At 73.1% G+C, this 19492-nt stretch carries 15 protein-coding genes; 4 read left to right on the top strand and 11 right to left on the bottom strand.

The window, feature by feature from the left end:
* The first annotated feature begins 43 nt into the window (after window positions 1–43).
* On the top strand, window positions 44–700 hold the full coding sequence (locus ACFWXO_RS12860; RefSeq protein WP_380523696.1) for a TetR/AcrR family transcriptional regulator: 657 nt from the start codon (window positions 44–46) through the stop codon (window positions 698–700).
* Between the two features lie 100 nt (window positions 701–800).
* Here the strand turns inward: ACFWXO_RS12860 and ACFWXO_RS12855 are convergent, their stop codons facing one another.
* Entirely contained in the window at window positions 801–1796 is a 996-nt protein-coding gene (locus ACFWXO_RS12855) for a hypothetical protein (RefSeq protein ID WP_380523694.1), read from the bottom strand.
* A 212-nt stretch (window positions 1797–2008) separates the two neighbouring features.
* Between ACFWXO_RS12855 and ACFWXO_RS12850 the strand changes: the two genes are divergently transcribed.
* A complete protein-coding gene (locus ACFWXO_RS12850; protein ID WP_380523692.1) occupies window positions 2009–4459 on the top strand; it encodes a helicase C-terminal domain-containing protein in 2451 nt (816 codons plus the stop codon).
* A 68-nt stretch (window positions 4460–4527) separates the two neighbouring features.
* Here ACFWXO_RS12850 and ACFWXO_RS12845 read toward each other — a convergent pair whose 3' ends face one another.
* Together ACFWXO_RS12845 and ACFWXO_RS12840 are read right to left on the bottom strand one after the other, a co-directional pair.
* On the bottom strand, window positions 4528–5034 hold the full coding sequence (locus ACFWXO_RS12845; RefSeq protein ID WP_380523690.1) for a GNAT family N-acetyltransferase: 507 nt from the start codon (window positions 5032–5034) through the stop codon (window positions 4528–4530).
* Window positions 5028–5495, bottom strand: a complete 468-nt coding sequence (locus tag ACFWXO_RS12840; protein WP_380523688.1) for a rhodanese-like domain-containing protein — start codon at window positions 5493–5495, stop codon at window positions 5028–5030. The genes ACFWXO_RS12845 and ACFWXO_RS12840 overlap by 7 nt, the downstream gene beginning before the upstream one ends.
* 175 nt (window positions 5496–5670) lie before the next feature.
* Between ACFWXO_RS12840 and ACFWXO_RS12835 the strand changes: the two genes are divergently transcribed.
* Entirely contained in the window at window positions 5671–6729 is a 1059-nt protein-coding gene (locus ACFWXO_RS12835) for a hypothetical protein (RefSeq protein ID WP_380523686.1), read from the top strand.
* Window positions 6730–6806: 77 nt separating this feature from the next.
* Here ACFWXO_RS12835 and ACFWXO_RS12830 read toward each other — a convergent pair whose 3' ends face one another.
* The 7 genes from ACFWXO_RS12830 to ACFWXO_RS12800 all read right to left on the bottom strand — a co-directional run bounded on the left by ACFWXO_RS12830 (window position 6807) and on the right by ACFWXO_RS12800 (window position 17276).
* Window positions 6807–7994, bottom strand: a complete 1188-nt coding sequence (locus tag ACFWXO_RS12830; RefSeq protein ID WP_380523684.1) for an aminotransferase class V-fold PLP-dependent enzyme — start codon at window positions 7992–7994, stop codon at window positions 6807–6809.
* A gap of 13 nt (window positions 7995–8007) precedes the next feature.
* Window positions 8008–9336: a pyridoxal-phosphate dependent enzyme gene (locus tag ACFWXO_RS12825; RefSeq protein ID WP_380523682.1), complete on the bottom strand. Its 1329-nt coding sequence runs from the start codon at window positions 9334–9336 to the stop codon at window positions 8008–8010.
* Complete coding sequence (locus ACFWXO_RS12820) at window positions 9333–10838, bottom strand: Y4yA family PLP-dependent enzyme (protein WP_380523678.1); 1506 nt, start codon at window positions 10836–10838, stop codon at window positions 9333–9335. Before ACFWXO_RS12820 ends, ACFWXO_RS12825 begins: the two co-directional genes overlap by 4 nt.
* Before the next feature lie 208 nt (window positions 10839–11046).
* A complete protein-coding gene (locus ACFWXO_RS12815; protein ID WP_380523676.1) occupies window positions 11047–11832 on the bottom strand; it encodes a class I SAM-dependent methyltransferase in 786 nt (261 codons plus the stop codon).
* A 226-nt stretch (window positions 11833–12058) separates the two neighbouring features.
* Complete coding sequence (gene dnaE, locus ACFWXO_RS12810; protein ID WP_380523674.1) at window positions 12059–15649, bottom strand: DNA polymerase III subunit alpha; 3591 nt, start codon at window positions 15647–15649, stop codon at window positions 12059–12061.
* A gap of 170 nt (window positions 15650–15819) precedes the next feature.
* Window positions 15820–16509, bottom strand: coding sequence for a phosphonatase-like hydrolase (locus ACFWXO_RS12805; protein WP_380397693.1), 690 nt, complete (start codon window positions 16507–16509; stop codon window positions 15820–15822).
* A 5-nt stretch (window positions 16510–16514) separates the two neighbouring features.
* A complete protein-coding gene (locus ACFWXO_RS12800) occupies window positions 16515–17276 on the bottom strand; it encodes a GntR family transcriptional regulator (protein WP_380523671.1) in 762 nt (253 codons plus the stop codon).
* A gap of 163 nt (window positions 17277–17439) precedes the next feature.
* Here ACFWXO_RS12800 and ACFWXO_RS12795 point away from each other — a divergent pair, with 163 nt between their 5' ends.
* On the top strand, window positions 17440–18639 hold the full coding sequence (locus tag ACFWXO_RS12795) for a TIGR03364 family FAD-dependent oxidoreductase (RefSeq protein WP_380523669.1): 1200 nt from the start codon (window positions 17440–17442) through the stop codon (window positions 18637–18639).
* 82 nt (window positions 18640–18721) lie between these two features.
* Here ACFWXO_RS12795 and ACFWXO_RS12790 read toward each other — a convergent pair whose 3' ends face one another.
* Window positions 18722–19489: a maleylpyruvate isomerase family mycothiol-dependent enzyme gene (locus tag ACFWXO_RS12790; RefSeq protein ID WP_380523667.1), complete on the bottom strand. Its 768-nt coding sequence runs from the start codon at window positions 19487–19489 to the stop codon at window positions 18722–18724.
* Between the last annotated feature and the right edge of the window lie 3 nt (window positions 19490–19492).

Here is a 19492-nt window from a genome sequence, read left to right as displayed (position 1 = left end):
GTTTTGGAACTGTTCCGTTTTCATGGCTGATAGCATCACGGGCATGACCGAGCCGACCGGGACCATCGAGCCGACCGGGACCACCGGGACCATCGCCGCGACCGGGACCACCGGGGCCGGCGCCGCGACCGAGCCGACCGGCCGCCGCGAGCGCAAGAAGGCCGCGACCCGCCGGAAGATCGCCGACACCGCCCTGCGGCTCTTCCTGGAGCGCGGCTACGACGCCGTGGGCATCCGCGAGGTGGCCGCCGAGGCCGACGTCGCCGTCACCACGGTCTTCTCCCACTTCGCCGCCAAGGAGGCCCTGGTCTTCGAGCAGGACGAGGACTTCGAACAGCGCCTCGTCCGGGCCGTCACCGACCGGACCCCCGAGGACCCGCTGATCCCCGCCCTGCGCCGCGAGATCCACGCCATGGTGCGGCACTGCACCGCCGACGGCGCCGCCACGATCTGGCGCCTGATCGACTCCTCGCCCGCCCTGCGCGCCTACGAGGAGTCGATGCGGCTGCGCCACGCCGCGGCCCTCGCCGCGGCCGTCACCGCCCTGCCCGGGCAGACCCGCACCCCCACCGCCTGCCGGGCCGTCGCCCGCTTCGTGATCGACGCCTTCTCACTGGCCCGCGACGCGGCCGACCCGGCGGCCACGGTGGACGAGGTCTTCGGGATGATCGAAGCCGCCTGGGCGCCGCACCCCGCCTGACCGGACGCCGGAGCCCGGGGTGGGGCGGCCGTGTTCAGGGCCGCCCCACCCCGGGCAGTGTCAGGTCGCCGGTCGGGCCCGGTTCGGGCTCAGTACGGGCTCAGTACTGGCGGGACTGCTTCCACATGACGTACCCGTTCAGGTTGGTGGCGACCAGGTAGGCGCGGTAGGCGTCCATGATGAGCCGCGGGCCGTACGCCGAGGCGAAGGCGACGGCCTCGCGGGTCCAGTCGCCGTGCGAGCCGGTGTCCTGGACGTCCTCCAGGTACAGCACGCCCGTGCCCTGCTGCCGGACGGCGACCTGCCCCCAGCCGGAGCCCGCCATGGCGATGGCCGGCTCCGAGTCGGTCTGCACGCCGTCCAGGATGCTCCGCCCGTACCAGCCGTTGTTCTGGTAGTACGTGCGGATGACGTTCACCCGGTTGTCGAGCCCCCGGTAGGCCATCAGCAGCAGGTTGTTGGCGGGGCTGAACGCCAGCGCCGGGGAGGAGTTGCTCGTGGCGCCGGCGACCCGCACCGGGTCGCCCCAGAGGTTGTTCGGGATGTTGAAGATCATGCTCCAGATCTCGTTGCTGTTCGCGCCGTGGAACGCCAGCGAGATGTTGTTGTGCGGCAGCGCGGCGATGGCCACCGGGCGGCCGTCGTTCGTCTGGGCGCCGTTCGGGACCTGGATCCAGTTGCCGAAGTTCAGGTACCGCTGGCCGTTGTTGGCCTGGTTCACGGTCAGGACGCAGTAGAAGATGAACCCGTTGGTGCCGGTGTGGAACAGCACGAACTGGGCCCCGCCCATGTAGACCACCTGCGGGCTGGCATTGGTCGCCCCCGCGAGGCGGACCGGCCGGCCGTGGTCGAGCGAGAGGTACATGCCGGGGTTGTCGTACCCGCGCCACACCTGGATGAGATCGCCGTTGACGGCCCGGGCCTCGCCCATGAAGCCGTTCGCCCGGACCGGGACGTTGTCCTCGATCTCGCTGGCCCAGGTGCTGCTCTCGCCGAACACGGCGGCGGACGCGGGGGCGTTGGAGAACATCAGCACGGCCAGGGCGGTCGTCGCGGTGACGGCGGCCATGCGCCACTTGGCGCGAAGGGAGCTCATGGGAATTCCTTGGAAGAGAACATCGGGGGACCGACGGCCGGGGGTGGGGCACCCTCCGACCGCCGCCACCGATGCTTCCCGCTCCGACGCACACGCAGCATCAGTCATTTGACTGTCGAGTCCCGGACGTCGCATTCCGGGAGCGGTGCACCGCGCCGCTGCCGATGGGCCATCCTGGTACCCCCGGGCGAGTACGGCCGCCCTGCTGAGCGGTGAGGTGTCCCATCGGTAAGAACAACGGGTCGGCGCTGGTCGCCTGGCTGCGCGGCCTCGACACGGCGGCCCTGGAACGGATCCTGGCAGCGCGCCCGGACGCCGCCTCGCCCCCGGAACCGCGTTCGGTCGGCGAACTGGCGGACCGTCTGCAGCGCCCGGCGTCGGTGGCCTCGGCCCTGCCCCGGCTGACGCTGCCGTGCCTCCAGGCGGCGGAAGCCCTCGCCGCGCTGGGGAACGCGTCGCAGGAGGAGCTGGCAGGCCTCCTGGACGCGACGGGCGGTGCACGTGCCCATGGACTGGCCGCCGCCCTGGGGGAGTTGGCGGACCGCGCGCTGGTGTGGCCGGGCGGCGACGGCCGGTTGCGGATGGCGGCGCCACTGGGGGGCGCGTGGCGCGCGCCGCTGGGGCTCGACGCACCGCTCGCACGCCTGCTCGCGGGCGCGAACTCCGACGATCTCGCCCGCATGCTGGCGAAGGCCGGGATCAAGCCGGACGGCAACAGGAAGGAGCGGCGGCTGGCGGCGCTGATCGACCACCACAGTGATCCTGCCCGGGTCGCGGCGCTGGCGGCCAAGGCGCCGGAGGCCACCCGGGAACTCCTGGCACGGCGGGCCCGTACGGTTCCCGAGCACCTGGGCGCCATCATGTTCGGGGGGCCGCCTGCCGCCTCCGCACCCGGCGAGCAGTGGGCGGTGGAGCGGGGACTGCTGATCCGGGACCGCTACCACTACGGGCCCACGCGCATGCCCGCCGAAGTGGCCCTCGCCCTGCGCGGTGCCGACTGGCACGCCCCGTTCACACCCCTCCCGCCCGCCGTGCCGACGGCGCCCGCCACCGCCACGGACGTCGAACGGGAGGCCGCGGCCGCCTCGATGGCCTTCGCCGCCGACGCGACGTCCGTCCTCGCCGTGTGCGCCGCCGCCCCGCCGGTCCGGCTCAAGGCCGGCGGGATCGGCGCCCGTGAGCTCGCCAGGATCGGCCGGGCCGCGCAGTGCGGCGAACTGCCGCTACGCCTCGTGCTGGAGGCGGCGAGCGCCGCCGGGCTCCTGGCCGTGGAGGGCGACCGGGTCGTCGCGACCGCGTCCTACGACACCTGGGCGGGGCGGGAACCGGCCGAGCGGCTCGCCGTCCTGCTCCGGGCCTGGTGGTCGCTCCCCCTGACCCCCGGCCGGAGCCGCGACGAGGACGGGAAGGCGCGGCCGGCGCTCGCCGGGGCGCCGCCCTGCGGGGGCTGCGTCCAGGCCCGGCACGGGCTGCTCACCGCCGCCTCCCGGCTCCCGGCCGGTGAAGGCGCGGCGAAACCGGCGGACCTGGGGGCACTGCTCCGGTGGCTGCGCCCGCTCGCCGACGAACTCCCGCAGGACGCCGAGCCGTTCGCCACCCTGATCCGGGAGGCGGAACTGCTCGGCGCCCTCGCCCTCGGGGCGCTCTCCCCGATCGGGGCCGCCCTGCTCGGGGCCGCCCCGCTCGGCGACGACGCCGAGGCCGAAGCGCTGGTCGACGCCTGCCACCGGCTGCTGCCCGCCGCCAGCACGAGCGCCCGCTTCGGCAGCGACCTCACCGCCGTGGTCGCCGGCACCCCGTCCGCGCACCTCCACGCACTGCTGGACTCCGCTGCGGACCGGGAGAGCGCCGGTGCGGCCTCCGTCTGGCGGTTCGGCCCGGGCAGCGTCCGCCGGGCCCTCGACGCGGGCCTCACCCCCGACGCCCTCACCGCCGACCTGGCGGCGGTCGCCGTCGAACCGCTGCCCCAGCCGCTCTCCTACCTGATCCACGACACCGCGCGCAGCCACGGCCGGGTGCGCGTCGCGGCCGCCGCCTGCGTGATCCACGGCCAGGAACCCGCCCTCCTGGCCGAACTCGCCGCCCACCGCAAGCTCGCCCCGCTCGGCCTACGGCACCTCGCGCCGACGGTACTGATCAGCCGGACCCCGCCCGACAAGACCCTCGCGGCCCTGCGCGCCGCGGGCTACGCCCCCGTCGCCGAGACCCCCGACGGGACCGTCCGGATCGAACGGCCCCCGCACCCCCGCGCCGCGCGCCCGGCCCCGCCCCCGCGTCGGCCCGGCAGGCCCCGCACGGGCGCCCGTACCCCGACCAAGGACGAGCCCGCCGACCTGCGCGCCCTCGCCGCCCGGCTCCGCGCCGCCCCGCAGGACGGCGCGGAGCCCGCCCCGGACGACGGCCGCCCCTACGCCGGCGACACCGAGGAGATCATCGCCCGGAACGCGCGCCATCTGACCTTCACCGACGTCCGCCAACTGGCCCACGCCGTCGACCACGGACAGGCCGTCACGATCGAGTACGTCGCCACGTCCGGCAACACGACCGTCCGCACCCTCAGCCGCCTCGCCCTGGACGCGCCCTACCTGAACGCCTGGTGCCACCTGCGCGAGGACGAGCGCGTGTTCACCCTCTCCCGCATCCACGGCGTGATGCCCGGGTAGCCGGGGCCGCCGTTCCCCTGTCCGTACATGTCTGGCCGTTCGGGCCAGGTCGGCGCGGCCCATCCGGACTACGTCGCGTACGAGGTGGTCGGCTGAGCGGTCGGGCGGGTGGGGAGCGAGAACCTGGCCTTGGGGCGGCTCAGGGCCCCCGTCCGGTGGTAGAAGCGGATGGCGTCGGTGTTCCAGGCGGGTGTCTGCCACTGCAGCTGCGCGGCGCCCAGTGCTGCGGCCGCGTCCCGTACGGCGTCGAGCAGGGCGCGGCCCCACCCGCCGCCCCGGTGGGCCTCGGTGACGAACAGGCAGTCCAGGTGGACGTAGTCGGCGGCCTGCCAGGTGGAGAACTCCCGGGAGAAGCTCGCGTAGCCGGTCAGTTCGCCGCCGTGGTCGACCACCAGGCACCACGCCCTCGGCCGCGCGGCGAACAGTGCGGGCGCCAGCCGGGCGGCGAGGTCCGCGGGCACCGGCTCGGCGCGCTCGTGGGCGGCGTGGTCGGCGCACAGGCGGGCGAGCGCGGGCAGGTCGGCCGGGGTGGCCGGGCGGATCGTGCCGCCCGGCCGTGCGTCGGCGCTCAGCACGCGCAGGAGATGCCCGAGCGCGGGGCGGTCAGGTCGTCGACGGGGCGGCTCTCGGGGCCGGTGGCGGTGTCGTACGCGAAGCCCTCGCGGACCCAGTACTCGAAGCCGCCGAGCATCTCCTTGACGGGGTGGCCGAGGAGGGCGAAGGCCAGGGCCGCCCGGGTGGCGCCGTTGCAGCCGGGGCCCCAGCAGTAGGTGACCACGGTCGTGGTGGCCGGGTCGATCAACTTCGGTGCGAGCTCGGCGATCCGCGCGGTGGGGATGTGCACGGCGCCGGGGATGTGGCCCTGGTTCCAGGCGACCTCGCTGCGGGTGTCGACCACCACCACGCCGGGTGCGCCGGAGGCCAGGTCGGCGTGGACGTCGGAGACGTCCGCCTCGAAGGCGAGCCGGGCGGCGTAGTGGGCGGCGGCCTCGGCCGGGGTGGCGGCGGGCACGGTCAGGACGGCGCTGGCGGACATCGGAAACCTCGTGTTCCTGCTGGTGGGGCGGGGGTTCGGTGGGCCGTTCCGGGGTTCCCCGGTCGGCGATGACTCCATCCTCCGGTCCCGGGGCCCACCCCCACGAGTGGCGTGAACGCCGAAGGTCGTCAAGATCCCGCCAGGTGCTGTCGGCCCGTCGGGAGAGGATGGCGACATGACGATCACCCCCACGCCGGTGGCCAGCTACCCGATCCCGAGCGGGAGCAACTCCCGCTCCTCCGTCGATCCGACCGGCCCCGTTCCCCGCCTGGAGGTCCACGACGGCACCTCGCTGCGCCTCTACGACCTGCGGGAGCAGGCCGAACTGAAGGCCGAGTTCCCGGCCCCGGGCCCCGAGTGGTGGGCGCCGGTGTGGACGGCTCCCGACCTCACCTTCGCCGTCTTCGGCACCGGCGACGGGTACGTCGCGACGGCCCAGGACGGCACGGAGCTCTGGCGGCAGCCGTACGGCACCTGGCGGGTGGACCGCTGGGGCTACGTCCTGTTCACGGTGACCGGTCCCGACCGGGAGCTCCGGATCTGGCTGCGGCTGCCCTCCGGACTGCCGGACGCCACCCTCTTCCTGACCCTGGACGCCGAGGGGCGGGTGCTGGCCCGGAGCGTGCTCGAGTGCGGCGGCTACGAGCGGTACGCCCACCTGCTCCTGGACGCCGACGGCGAGGTCATCGGGGTGGACGTCTCGGGCGGTTCCGGGCCGACCACCCGCCACCGGCTCCGCCGGGAGTCCGGCGCCCTCGTCCTGGCCGAGCCGCTGCCGCAGGACGCGGTCCCCCGGCTCCCGGCGGACCGCGACTACCTGGACGCGGACTCCGGCAACACCCGCTGCATGACCGTCGATCGGAGGGGCCGGGACATCAGCTGGCACGCCGTGCCCTCCTACGAGGTCACCGCCACGCTCCGGCTGAGCGACTTCCCGGCCCCCGGCACCGGCGACTGCTCGGTCCACAACGACCCGTCCATCTCCTCCTTGTCCGGTTTCGTGGACGACTCCACCGTGCTGGTGACCCTGCACAACCGCTACGACGAGGGCGCCGTGCTCCTCTTCGGCGAGCAGGACTGGCGCGAGTACAGCCACTGGCTCGCCGACCCCGCCACCGGCGCCCTGCACGGCCGCCTGGAGTACCCGATGTCCGAGGTCGACTACGTGCTGCCCCTGGGCGACGGCACCTGGCTCACCCAGGAGTGGAACGCCTACCGCCGCTGGCGTCGCTGACCACCCCCGGGTGCCAGGGCCCGTCTTCGGACTCCCGCCCGCCCTCCGGGCGAACGACGGGAGTCCGAAGGCGGGCCCTAGACGTCGGGCAGGGCGGCCAGCAGCCGGTCGATCTCCTCGGGGGAGTTGTAGGCGTGCAGGCTGACCCGGACCGAGGTGTCGGTCTCGCCGGCGCGGGCCTGGCAGTGGCCGTCGGCGCGGACCATCAGGCCGTGGCTGGCGAGGACGAAGCCGAGGTCGTTGGAGGGGATCGCGCGGTGTCGGAAGGTGACGATGGCCTCGCGGCGCTGCACCGGGGAGTCGGCGGCCAGGCTCTGTCCGCAGCCGAGCACCTGGTAGGCGTCGGAGCCGCTCAGGCCGTCGGTGAGGCGGGTGGCCAGGGCGGTGGTCCAGCGTCGGATGCGGTCGGTGCCGGCGGCGTCGAGCCAGTCCAGGGCGGCCTCCAGGCCGGCGATCCCGCAGGTGTTGGGGGTGCCGCTCCAGCCGCCGGGGCGGAACTCCGGGCCGCGGGTGTTGCGGGCCCAGACGGCGCCGGTGCCGGGCAGGGCGAGTGCCTTGTGGCCGGAGAAGACCACGAAGTCGACGTCGAGGCGGCCGACGTCCACCGGCAGGTGGCCGACGCTCTGCGCCGCGTCCAGGCAGATCGGTACCTCGGGGCCGACGGCGGCCCGGATCCGGTGGACGTTCATGTCGGCGCCGTACACGTGGTGGACGTGGGTGGCGGCGACGAAGGCCGTCCGCTCGGTGACGAGTCCGGGCAGCGCCCGGTGGTCGTAGTCGTGCGAGGCCGGGTCGTACGGGAGTTCGCGGACCCGGACGCGGACGCCGCGGTCGGCGAGCAGGTGCTGCGCCTCCAGCCAGGGCAGGGCGTTGGCCTGGTGGTCGGCGAAGGGCACGATGATCTCGTCGCCGTCCCGCAGGTGCCGGGGGAGCCAGTCCCGGGCCACCGTGCGCAGGCCCTCGGTGGTGCCGCTGACGAAGTGCACTCCGGAGGGCTGCCCGGGTGCCGGGTCGCCGAGGAAGGCGGCGACCCGGGTGCGGGTGCGTTCGACCAGCGTGGTGGTGGCGTTGGCCCAGGTGTAGGTGCCGCGCCCGGCGTTGGCGTTGGCGGTGGTCAGGTAGTGGTGAACGGCGTCGAGCACCGCCCGCGGCTTCTGGGCGGTGGCCGCGCTGTCCAGGTAGGCCTGCTCGGGGGCGCCGGTGATGATCGGGAACTGCTTGCGCAACTCCCGGTGCCAGCCGTCCAGTTCGTCGAGGGTGCTCATGCGCGGCCTCCGTTCAGTCCCGGACCAGCGGCGCGCCCGCGTCGCGCCAGCCGATGATGCCGCCCGCCAGGCTGCGGGCGTCCTGGTGCCCCATCCGGGTGAGCAGTGCGGCGTACCGGACCGACTTCTCGCCGACCGGACAGGCCAGCAGGACGGGCCGGCGGGTGCCGAACGGCATTCCCCCGTGCAGGAGTTCGTCGAACAGCTCGTCGACGATGTTGACCGAGCCCTCGATGTGCAGCGCGGCGTAGGCGAAGGGGCCGCGCAGGTCGACCACCAGCGGGTGCTCCTCGGCGATCCACTCGCGGGCGGCGTCCACGTCGACGGCCCGGGCGGCGGCGAGTTCGGCCTCGGTCAGGGTGCCCACCGAGTTCGGCCGGGCGGGCCGGTGGAACAGCTCGGGGCGGCGGTCGCGGACGTAGCCGAGGTAGCTCTCGACCCGGTCGCAGACGATGAACACGGCCGTCCGGCGCTCCTCGGTGCCCGCCAACTCGGCGTCCAGGGAGCGGAGGTGGCGCAGCGCGCCGTAGTAGGCGCCGCCGCCGGTGGGGCCGGCCAGCAGGCCGCAGCGGCGGATCAGGGTGAGCATGCCGTCGATGGCCTGCTCGGCGGTCACCGAGGCGATGCTGTCGTAGGTGTCGGGGTCGAACAGGCCGACCTCGTGCACCTCGTCGATGGTGCGGATGCCGGGGATGAAGTCGGACTTGTGGGCGACCAGTCCGAGCACCTCGACCGCCGGGTTGTGGGCGCGCAGCACGGTCGCCACGCCGGTGGAGGAGCCGGCGGTGCCGACGCAGGCGATGAAGACGTCGGGGGCGCGGCCGTCGAGGTCGCGGACGATCTCCGGACCGGTGCCGGTGAGGTGGGCGTCGAGGTTGAGCGGGTTGAAGTACTGGTCGGTGTGGAGGTAGCCGGATTCGGCCGCGGAGAGCATCCGGTGGATGCGGGTGAGCGGGTCGTCGGCGTCGGTGGGGTCGAGGCACTCGGCCCGGCCGGGCAGTTCCTCGATCTCGGCGCCGAGCAGCAGCAGGAGGTCCTTGACCTCGGGGACCTTCATCCGGTTGGTGACGCTCTTGAACGGCAGGCCGTGCATGCCGGCGATCAGCGCGAGCGCCTTGGCGGTGTTGCCGCTGGAGAGTTCCACGACGGTGTCGCCGCGCGCGACGGCGGCGGGGAGCGCCTCGCGGGTCATGTTCCAGGCGGCGCGGTCCTTGACCGAGCCGAAGGGGTTGAGCAGTTCGAGCTTGGCGTACAGGTCGATGCTGCGCAGGCCGGTCACGGCCGGGTCGATCCGGACCAGCGGGGTGTCGCCGATCGCGTCGGTGATGCTGTCGTACCTCATGCGCGTCCGTCCCCCTGGGGTGTCGCGGGCCCCGCGGTGTCGAGGGGCCAGTACTGCTCGTCGAGGCGCCAGTGCCAGGCGCCGTCCTGGCGGTAGGCGGCGACCTTGCGCGCGACGGGCTGCCGGATCGGTCCGCCGGCGTTGAAGTCCATCAGGTAGCCCGCGGTGTTGGCGAAGGCGAGCAGGTCGCCGGGGGCGGGGAGGCGGGGGAGGTGGACCACCCGACGGGTGATCAGGTCGGCCTCCAGGCAGAGGTTGCCGAGCAGGTGGACGCCGACGGACCCGTCCGGGATGGCCGGGGTGGCGGGGGCGCCGGAGCGCGGGATCAGCACCGGGTCCATCAGCACCCCGTGGTCCTCCAGGCCGGCGTCCCGGGCGTTCATCTCCAGCCGCACCAGCTGCTCGGCGCCCGGCCCCCGTCGCACCTCCAGGACGCGGGCGAGGGTGGCCCCGCACTGGTCGACCAGGGCCCGGCCGGGTTCGACGGCCAGGTCGTACATGTTCTCCAGCAGCAGGGTGGCCAGCGGTCGGCCGAGGGTGGGTGCGGGGTGGGAGAGCAGTTCGTCCAGGTATGCCTCGGCGACGACCGGGCGGTGCGCGGGGTACAGGCCCAGCGTGCCGCGCAGGGTGCCGGACTCGTTGCGGAGCCCGTAGCCGTGCCCCTGCCAGGTGAGCGGGGGCCGTCGGCCCAGGACGGCGTCGGTCAGTGCGGTGGTGTACCGCTCCCACTGGGCGGCGTCGGCCAGGTAGTTGACGCCGAAGCCGCCGCCGATGTCGATGGTGCGGGGGTGCAGGCCGCGGCGGTGGCACTCGTCCATGATCCGGATGCAGGCTTCCAGGGCGACGGCCTTCTCGCCGATACCGGTGGTGTCCAAGTGGTAGGCGACGCCGGTGAGTTCGACGGTGTCGCGGTGGCGTTCGAGGGCGTCCAGCAGTGCGTCGAGCTCGTCGGCCGGGACGCCGAAGCGGCTCGGCCGGGTGAGGACGGTGACGCCGGGCGAGTGGAAGCCGGAGAGCCGGGGCATGACGGGCACCCGGGGGAGGGCGTGCTTGCGCACCAGGTCGGCCAGCTCGTCGAGTTCGGCCAGGGTGTCCAGGTGGACGGTGGCGCCGGTGCGGGCGGCCAGCCAGAGGAACTCGCGGGTCTTCGGGCCGGTGGCCAGGATCCGCTCGGGGGCGCAGCCGGCGCCGAGGGCGTGCTGGAGCTCGCCGAGCGAGGCGACGTCGAGCCCGGCGTCGGCGGCGGCGTCCGCGGCGGCGAGCCGCCGGACGAGGGCGCTGGAGCGGTTGGCCTTGTGGGCGAAGTGGATCCGCCCGGTGAGCCGGTGCTTGCGGTAGACGGACCGGAAGCGGGCCAGGTTGTCGGCGAGCTGTTCGGGCAGCAGCAGGTTGAGCGGTGACCCGAGTGCGTCGACCAGGGTGTGCAGGAGGTCGGTGGTGTCCAGGAGGGATCGGAGCCGGGGCTCCAGCCGTGGTTCCAGGTACAGCGGTGAGGGCCGCATGGTGGTCAGCCTCCCGTCGGTGGTCCGGGGTGAGGGGCACACGGCTCGCCGACGGGCTGCCCAGGCCGGTCGACGACCGAGGCAAACGGTAACTGTTTTCAGTTTGAATCAACAGCGGTTTCTGTCACGCCATAGCAAAGACTGTGCCCAGATGAAAGTACTCAATCCGTTTGTGACAGAAGGAAGTTGGGTCAGGGACCAATTCCGGTCAGCGCAGCGCCACCAGGACGGAGCTGGCGCCGTACTGCCAGACCGACCCGGCCTGGCGGAAGCCCGCCAGTCGCAGCAGTGCGGCGTGCTGGGCGGCGGACAGGCCGTTGCCCTCGCCCTCGCTGGGCGGCAGCTGCCGCTCGCGGGCCGCCAGCAGTTCGGCGAACTCCGGGATCCGGCGGGCGGCGTCCCACCACTGCGACCAGTCCTCGGCGCCGCCCACGCCCCGGCGCTGGGAGCGGCGCCGGCCGATCGCCAGCGCCAGTTCGGCGAGGGAGGGCTCCTCGGGGATCAGGTGGTCGCCGTTGACCAGGACGGCGCCGGGCCGCAGCGTGCCCGCGAGGTCGCGGTAGATCCGGAGCAGTGCCTCCGGCGGCGGGTAGTGCAGCGCGGTGGAGGAGAGCACGGCGTCCAGCGGGCGGTCGAGTCCGAGGTCCTCGATCCAGCCGGGGCGCCCGATCAGGGTCTCCACCCAGCGGGTCACCCGGGGGTGTCCGGCCCGGCCGAGCGCGAGCAGCAGCGGGTCGATGTCGACGGCGACGACCTCGGCGTGCGGCAGCCGTTCGGCGACCCGCGCGGACAGCGAGCCGGGACCGCTGCCGAGGTCCGCGATCAGCGGACGGGCGCGGTGGCCGACGACCTGCTCCACCACGTCGACCATGACGGTGAACCGCTCCTCGCGCTCCACCGCGTACCGCTCCTGCTGGCGCTCCCAGCGTTCCAGCCAGGCCCCGGCCAGGGTCGCGTCCACCGGCATCCCGACTCCCGCTGTGTCCGTGCGCATTCGAGCTCCCCGTGCGATGCCAATGTGTGTCATGTTCATACGGATTGGCAACGGAACCGGCCGGTGCGATCCACTGCCCGCACCGTAATGATATCCGTTTTCATCTGAGGGGCGTGCCACGGGCCTGCCGCGAGCCTGCGGCGGGCCCGCCACGGGAATCCGCGAAGCACCAGGGCCGGGCCGGGCCGGAGCGCAGCAGCGCCCCACCCCGGCCCTTCCGGCGGGTCTACCGCCCGGCGGACTGGTCCGCGACGGCGCGCACGGCCGCGCCCGCCCAGGCGCGGTTGCCGAGCAGCGTCTTGACGTCCGAGGCGAGCCCGTTGTCGGGGTTCACCCGGAAGCCCAGCTCGTACAGGGTGTTCTTGTCCCAGTTGGTGGTGAGCAGCCGGATCGGGACGTCCCCGGGGTGGGCCTGGAGGGCGAGCTTGAGCTCGGCGACGACCTCGGGCGTGATCCGGGAGGCCGGGACGGTGATCTGGACCGGCGGCTTGGTGCCGAGCTCGGCGGAGGAGACGTCGAGGGTGGCGATCTCCTGGCCGAAGATGCTCAGCGAGCCGTCGCGCTCGTTGAGGCGGCCGCGGACCGAGATGACGTTGTCCTCGATCATCTGCTCGGCCATCAGGTTGTAGGTGGCCGGGAAGAACAGCACCTCGACCGAGCCGTCGCGGTCGGACAGGGTGATGATCGCCCAGGCGTTGCCCGCCTTGTTGATCCGCCGGTCCACGCCGGTGATCAGCCCGGAGAGCCGGACCTCGCCCTCGGAGCGGCCGGAGCCGAGGAGTTCGGCGATCGAGGTGTCGCGGTTCTGGGAGAGGATGTGCTCGGCGCCGTCCAGCGGGTGGCTGGAGACGTACAGGCCGAGCATCTCGCGCTCCAGGGCGAGGAGTTGGCGCCGGGGCCACTCGTTCTCGGTGAGCTGGAAGTCCAGTCCGATGGCGGGTCCGCCGCCGTCACCGGTGTCGAGGGCGCCGAACAGGTCGTCCTGCCCGATGGCCTGCTGCTTCTTCAGCCCGGTGACGGCGTCGATGGCGCTCTCGTGGACGCTGCTGAGCGAGAGCCGGCTGTGCCCGAGCGAGTCGAAGGCGCCGGCCTTGATCAGCGAGTCGATGGTGCGCTTGTTGCAGACCACCAGCTCGACCTTGTCCAGGAAGTCGGCGAAGGAGGTGTACTTGCCCTTCTCGTCGCGGGTCCCGACCAGGGACTCGATCACCGGCACGCCGACGTTGCGCACGGCCTTGAGGCCGAAGCGGACGTCGCTGCCGACGGCGGTGAAGTCGACCACCGACTCGTTGACGTCGGGGGAGAGGATCTTGATGCCCATCTGCCGGCACTCGGCCAGGTAGACGGCCATCTTGTCCTTGTCGTCGGCGACCGAGGTGAGCAGCGCCGCCATGTACTCGGCCGGGTAGTTGGCCTTGAGGTAGGCGGTCTGGTACGAGACCAGGCCGTACGCGGCGGAGTGCGATTTGTTGAACGCGTAGCCGGCGAACGGGACCAGGACGTCCCACACCGCCTGGATCGCCTCGTCGGAGTAGCCGCGCTCCTTGCAGCCCGCGTGGAAGGGGACGAACTCCTTCTCCAGCACCTCCTTCTTCTTCTTGCCCATCGCGCGGCGCAGCAGGTCTGCCTGTCCGAGCGAGTAGCCGGCCAGCACCTGGGCGGCTCGCTGCACCTGCTCCTGGTAGACGATCAGGCCGTAGGTGGGGCCGAGGACGTCCTTGAGCGGTTCCTCCAGCTCGGGGTGGATCGGGATGATCTCCTGCTGGGCGTTCTTGCGCAGCGCGTAGTTGGTGTGCGAGTTCATGCCCATCGGGCCGGGCCGGTACAGCGCGGAGACGGCGGAGATGTCGGCGAACTCGGTGGGCTTCATCAGCTTGAGCAGGGCGCGCATGGGGCCGCCGTCGAGCTGGAACACGCCCAGGGTGTCGCCGCGGGCGAGCAGCTGGTACGTGGTGGGGTCGTCGATCGGGATCTTCTCGATGTCGACGTCGACGCCCCGGTTGGCCTTCACGATCTTGATGCAGTGGTCGATGATGCCCAGGTTCCGCAGACCCAGGAAGTCCATCTTGATCAGGCCCATGGCTTCGCACGACGGGTAGTCGAAGCCGGTGATGATCACGCCGTCCTTGTCCCGCATGTGCAGCGGGATCAGGTCGAGCAGCGGGGTCGAGGAGAGGATGACGGCCGCGGCGTGCACGCCGGTGCCGCGGATCAGGCCCTCGATGCCGCGCCCGGTGTCGATGATCTTCTTGACGTCGGGCTCGTTCTGGTACAGCGCCCGGATCTCGGTGCCCTCGTTGTACCGGGAGTGCTTCTCGTCGAACAGGTCGGCCAGCGGCACGCCCTTGCCCATGACGTCCGGCGGCATCGCCTTGGTGATCCGGTCGCCCATCGCGAAGGGGTAGCCGAGGATCCGGTTGGCGTCCTTCACGGCCGCCTTGGCCTTGATGGTGCCGAAGGTGTTCACCTGGGCCGTGTACGCGGCGCCGTACTTCTCGGTCACGTAGCGGACCATCTGGTCGCGCTGGCGGTCGTCGAAGTCGATGTCGACGTCCGGGGGGTTGATGCGCTCGGGGTTGAGGAAGCGCTCGAACAGCAGGTCGTGCTCCAGCGGGTCCAGCTGGGTGATGCCGGTGAGGTAGGCGACCATCGAGCCGGCCGCCGAGCCACGGCCCGGGCCGACCGGGATGCCGTTGTCCCGGCCGTACTGGCAGATGTCGGCGACCACGAGGAAGTAGGCGTCGAACCCCATCGGGGTGATGACGCCCATCTCCAGCTCGATCCGGTCCAGTACCTCCTGGCTCGGGCTGTCGCCGTACCGGTGCTGGAGCCCGACCTCGATCTTCTTGCGCAGGAAGGAGGCCTGGGTCTCGCCCTCGGGCACGTCGAACTGGGGCATCCGGTCGACGTAGGTGAAGACCTCGTCGTACGACTCGATCCGCTCGGCGATCGCGAGGGTGTTGTCGCAGGCCTCCGGCAGCTCGCGGAAGAGCTCGCGCATCTCCTCGGCGGTCTTCACGTAGTAGCCCGAGCCGTTGAACTTGAAGCGGTTCGGGTCGTCCTTGTTCTTGCCCACGCCGACGCAGAGCAGGCTGTCGTGGGCGTCCGCCTGGTCGGCGGTCACGTAGTGGGAGTCGTTGGTGGCCAGCAGCGGGATGTTCAGGTCCTTGGCCAGGCGCAGGAGGTCCTCGCGGACGTCCTTCTCGATGGAGAGGCCGTGGTCCATCAGCTCCAGGAAGTAGTTCTCCTTGCCGAAGATGTCCTGGTAGGCGCCGGCCGCCTTGACCGCCTCGTCGTACTGCCCGAGCCGCAGCCGGGTCTGCACCTCACCGGAGGGGCAGCCGGTGGTGGCGATGATGCCGGTGGCGTTGGCGGCGATCAGCTCGCGGTCCATCCGGGGCTTCATGTAGTAGCCCTCCATCGACGCGAGCGAGGAGAGCTTGAAGAGGTTCCGCAGGCCGGTGGCGTTCTGCGCCCACATGGTCATGTGGGTGTAGCGGCCGCCGCCGGAGACGTCCTTGCCGCCTTCGCCGTCGGAGCCGGTGGGACGCTGGCCGCCGGGCGACCAGAACACCTGCTTCTTGAGGAAGCGGGACGCCGGGGCGACGTAGGCCTCGATGCCGATGATCGGCTTCACCCCGGTCTTGGCGGCGGAGTGGAAGAACTCGTACGCGCCGAACATGTTGCCGTGGTCGCTCATCGCGATGGCGGGCATGCCCTGTCTCTCCGCCTCGGCGAACAGCTTTCCGTTCTTCGCCGCCCCGTCCAGCATCGAGTACTCGGTGTGGACGTGCAGGTGCGCGAAGCTGTCGGACACGGCGCTTTGCTCCTCGGTGGACCGGGGGGTACGGAAGCGGTCCACGTTAGCGGGTCGCCCCGGGGAGTGCGGCATTCCGGGGTCTGGGCCGACGGACTCCGACGAGATCCTCCCGCCGCCTTGACAACCGCTCCCGCCGTCGGGGTGCGCCGACGGCGGAAGCCGTGCGGTCAGGCGGTCGGGGTGGCCTCGGGGAGGGCGGGGATCTCGGTGACGCTCGCCAGCACGTGGGTGTGCGGGTGCCCGTCGAAGTCGGCCCGGGTGAGCTCCCCGGTCAGCACCCCGACGACCACGCCGGCCCCGGCGTTGCGGCCGGCCTCGACGTCGACCACGGTGTCCCCGGCGGTCAGCACCCGGCGGGTGTCGATCACCCCGGTCTTCTCCATCGCCCGGTGGATCATGTGCGGGGCCGGGCGGCCGCGCGGGACCTCGTCGGAGGTGACGACGGCGTCCAGGTTGCCGCCCTCGCCGGTGGACCAGCCGAGCGACTCCAGCAGCGGGTAGGCGACGTCGTCGCTGAACCCGGTGGTCAGCGCGACCTTGATGCCGCGGCGGCGCAGCTCGGCCAGGGCCTCCTCGACGCCCTCGATGGCCTGCGGGGGGTTGGCGCGGTAGGCCTCGCGCAGGAACTCCGCGAAGGCCGCGTAGCTCTCCTCGACCAGCTCCGGGGTGGGGGTGCCGCCGCCGATGCGGACCAGGGCGGCGATGGCCTCGCGCTTGTCGGTGCCCATCCAGGTCTGGAGGTCGGCGTCGGCGACCGCCACCCCGTTGCGTTCGACGGCGGTGCGCAGCGCGCGGTACACGGCGCCGGACTCGTTGACGGTGGTACCGGCCATGTCCAGGGCGGCGAGCTCGATCACGGTGTTCAGTCCTCTTCGGTGCGGTAGCGGCCGATCACGGTTCGGCCTTCGACGGTGTTCTCGACGGTGAAGGTGGCCATCGCGGGCAGGTAGCGGTCGTCGGCGTCCTCCAGCGGGACGCCCCGGCCGGAGGTGGTGAGCCGGCGCACCCGCAGCAGCGGGTCCCCGGTGGCGATCCGGAGGAGCTCGGCGTCGCGCGGCCCGGCGGCGACGGCGTCGATGGTGTGCCGGGCGTGGTGCAGGTCGACCTCGCGGCGCAGCAGCTCCTGGTAGACCGAGCCGGTGTCCGGGTCGAAGTCGAACAGGATGCGGCCGACCTCGTGGACGAAGGTGGAGCGTTCGAGCATGGCCGGGACGCCGTCCAGCAGGCGCAGCCGGACGAGTTCGACCACCGGCTCGCCCTCGGCGAGGCCGAGCCGGGCGGCCGCCTCCGGGGCGGCCCGGCGGCGGGCCACCTCCAGGGTGTGCTGCCCGGGCTCGCGGCCGATGCTGCGGGCCCACTGGGTGAAGGACAGGAAGGTGCCGAAGGGCTGGGAGGGCGCGGTGCGGTGGGCGACGGGCGGTTTGCCGCGTCCGCCGACCAGGCTGCCCGCGCTCCGCAGCATGGCCAGGGCCTGGCGGACCGGGCCGCGGGAGGTGCCGAACTCGGCGCAGAGCTGCGACTCGCTGGGCACCGGCTCGCCCTCGGGCCACTCGCCGGACTCGATGCGGCGCAGGAACTCCGCGCCGAGCCGTTGGTGGAGGGGGAGGTCCTCACTTGTCTTCACAAGTCGACTATGACACCCGGGGCCGGAACTTCTCAAGGCCGGTCCACCTGCGGATTCTCCTGTTCATCCAAGTGGGCCCGAAGATCGTCCGCCGGGTGAACAGGGGGTGACTTGTACATACATCTCTTGACTCCGGCGCTCGTCGGCCGCTTGGCTGGGGACCATGAGCAGCAGCACCGCATCCGTAACCACCCCCGCCGTCTCCCCATCGCGCGACACCGCCGGCGCGCCCGGCCCCAGCGACGTGGTGATCGTCGGCGCCGGCATCGTCGGCCTGGCCCACGCCTTCGAGGCGCTCCGCAACGGGCTGTCCGTCACCGTCGTGGAGCGCGACCGGCAGCCGGTCGGCGCCTCGGTCCGCAACTTCGGCCACTGCTGCATCACCGCTCAGGACGGCGCACTGCTCGGACTGGCCCGGCGCTCCCGCTCCGGCTGGCTGCGCGCCGCCGCGGCGGCCGGCTTCTGGGCCGAGGAGGCCGGCGCCCTGGTGGTGGCCCGGTCGGAGACCGAGGCGGCCGTGCTGGCCGAGCTGCACGCCGACCGCGGCGGCGACGACGTACGGCTGCGCACCGCCGCGCAGACGGCCGAGGCGCTCGGCCGCGCGGGCGGCGAGGCCGGCGACCTGGTCGGCGGCGCGCTGCTGCCCGCCGACCTGCGGGTCAACCCGCGCGAGGCCGCGCCCGCCCTGGCCCGCTGGGTCGCCGAGCACCCGCGGGGCCGGGTGCTGTGGGGCACCGCCGTCACCGGCGTGGAGTCCGGCGCCGTGCACACCACCCGCGGCCCGGTGCGCGGCGACCGGATCCTGGTCTGCGTCGGCCACGACCTCGACTACCTGTTCCCCGACATCGCCGAGGACCACGAGATCCAGCGCTGCCGCCTGAGCATGGCGCGGGCCGAGGCCCCGGCCGGGTTCCGCACCAACGCGGCGGTGCTGACCGCCACCTCGATGCTGCGCTACGACGCCTTCACCGCCCAGCCGTCGGCCGGCCCGCTGCGCGCGGAGGTGCTCGGCCACAGCGCGGAGCTGGTGGGCATCGGCGCCAATGTGATGTTCACCCGGCTGCCGGACGGCACCGTGCTGGTCGGCGACTCGCACCACTACGACGCCATCACCCCGCCGTTCGTCGACGAGCGCACCCACGAGCTGCTGATCGCCGCCGTCGCCCGGGTGCTGGGCGTGCCGGACCTGCGGATCCTGGAGCGCTGGCAGGGCGTCTACGCCAGCAGTGCGCGCGGCCCGCTGCTGGTGCGCGACCTGGCCCCGGGCGTGCGGGCGATCACCGTCACCTCGGGCGTCGGGATGACCCTCTCCTTCGGTCTGGCAGCCGCCACCTTCGACGGCACCCTGGCCGCGACCGACTGAGCCCACGGGCCCGGACGGCCGTCCGGCCGGGCCCGTTGAGGGGCCCGGCCGGTGAGTGCTCCGGGCGCGTGCCCGGCGCGGCTCAGAACGCCGAGTGGGCGAACCAGTGCGCCAGCAGCTCCTCGTCCCCGGCGAGCTCGATCCCGGCGGCGGTGCGGTCCAGGCGCCCGTACAGGAGCAGCAGCAGCTCGGCGGCGCCCGCCCGGACGGTGGCGTCGGCGGCCGCCTCGGAGCCGTCGGGGTCGGCGTCCGCCAGGCCGAAGCCGTCGGGGCGCAGCCGGACCAGCCAGTCGCCCTCGCCGTCGGTGCGGGTGAAGCGGATAGTCCGGTCCTCGGCGCGCAGCTCGGCCGTCCCGGGGGCGAAGAGGGTGGCGAAGGGCAGGTTGGTCAGGAACTCGGCCACGCCGTCGGCGGCGAGGGCCGGGTCGATCTCCGGCGCCAGGCCGAGTGCGGTCTCGGCGTCGACGCGGTGGACCAGGGTCTCGAAGAGCATCCGCCGCACCCAGAACCGGGCGTGCTGGTCCGCGCCCCAGGCCCACATCGGCTCGTCGAGCCCGCCCTCGGCGAAGGCGGCGGCGGACTCCCGGGCGGACTCGGCCAGCCAGGCCGGGTACTGGTCCACGCCCTCGGGCAGCCGCAGGTCGACGTCCCGGCTGCGCGGCGGCTCCTGGATCCGCTGCCGGAGCAGGACGGTGAACCAGCGGTGCACGCTGCCGGTGTGGCGGACGAGGTCGGCGAGCGTCCAGCCGGGGCAGCCGGGCACCGGGAGGGCCGGGTCGGCGTCCTGGACGGCGGTGACGAAGCGGGCGGTCTCGGCGGCGACGGCAGCGCCGTGGTCCTGCGGGGTCATGAG

The sequence above is a fragment of the Kitasatospora sp. NPDC059088 genome (genome assembly GCF_042738155.1).
Classification (GTDB): Bacteria; Actinomycetota; Actinomycetes; order Streptomycetales; family Streptomycetaceae; genus Kitasatospora.
This window is presented reverse-complemented; position numbering and strand designations above follow the sequence as displayed.

Excerpts from the sequence above, each read along its gene's own strand:
- ACFWXO_RS12835 (WP_380523686.1), top strand. The coding sequence starts at position 5,671 with ATGACGATCACCCCCACGCCGGTGGCCAGCTACCCGATCCCGAGCGGG.
- ACFWXO_RS12840 (WP_380523688.1), bottom strand. The coding sequence starts at position 5,495 with ATGTCCGCCAGCGCCGTCCTGACCGTGCCCGCCGCCACCCCGGCCGAG.
- ACFWXO_RS12855 (WP_380523694.1), bottom strand. The coding sequence starts at position 1,796 with ATGAGCTCCCTTCGCGCCAAGTGGCGCATGGCCGCCGTCACCGCGACG.
- ACFWXO_RS12795 (WP_380523669.1), top strand. The coding sequence starts at position 17,440 with ATGAGCAGCAGCACCGCATCCGTAACCACCCCCGCCGTCTCCCCATCG.
- ACFWXO_RS12825 (WP_380523682.1), bottom strand. The coding sequence starts at position 9,336 with ATGAGGTACGACAGCATCACCGACGCGATCGGCGACACCCCGCTGGTC.
- ACFWXO_RS12830 (WP_380523684.1), bottom strand. The coding sequence starts at position 7,994 with ATGAGCACCCTCGACGAACTGGACGGCTGGCACCGGGAGTTGCGCAAG.
- ACFWXO_RS12815 (WP_380523676.1), bottom strand. The coding sequence starts at position 11,832 with ATGCGCACGGACACAGCGGGAGTCGGGATGCCGGTGGACGCGACCCTG.
- ACFWXO_RS12860 (WP_380523696.1), top strand. The coding sequence starts at position 44 with ATGACCGAGCCGACCGGGACCATCGAGCCGACCGGGACCACCGGGACC.
- ACFWXO_RS12790 (WP_380523667.1), bottom strand. The coding sequence starts at position 19,489 with ATGACCCCGCAGGACCACGGCGCTGCCGTCGCCGCCGAGACCGCCCGC.
- ACFWXO_RS12820 (WP_380523678.1), bottom strand. The coding sequence starts at position 10,838 with ATGCGGCCCTCACCGCTGTACCTGGAACCACGGCTGGAGCCCCGGCTC.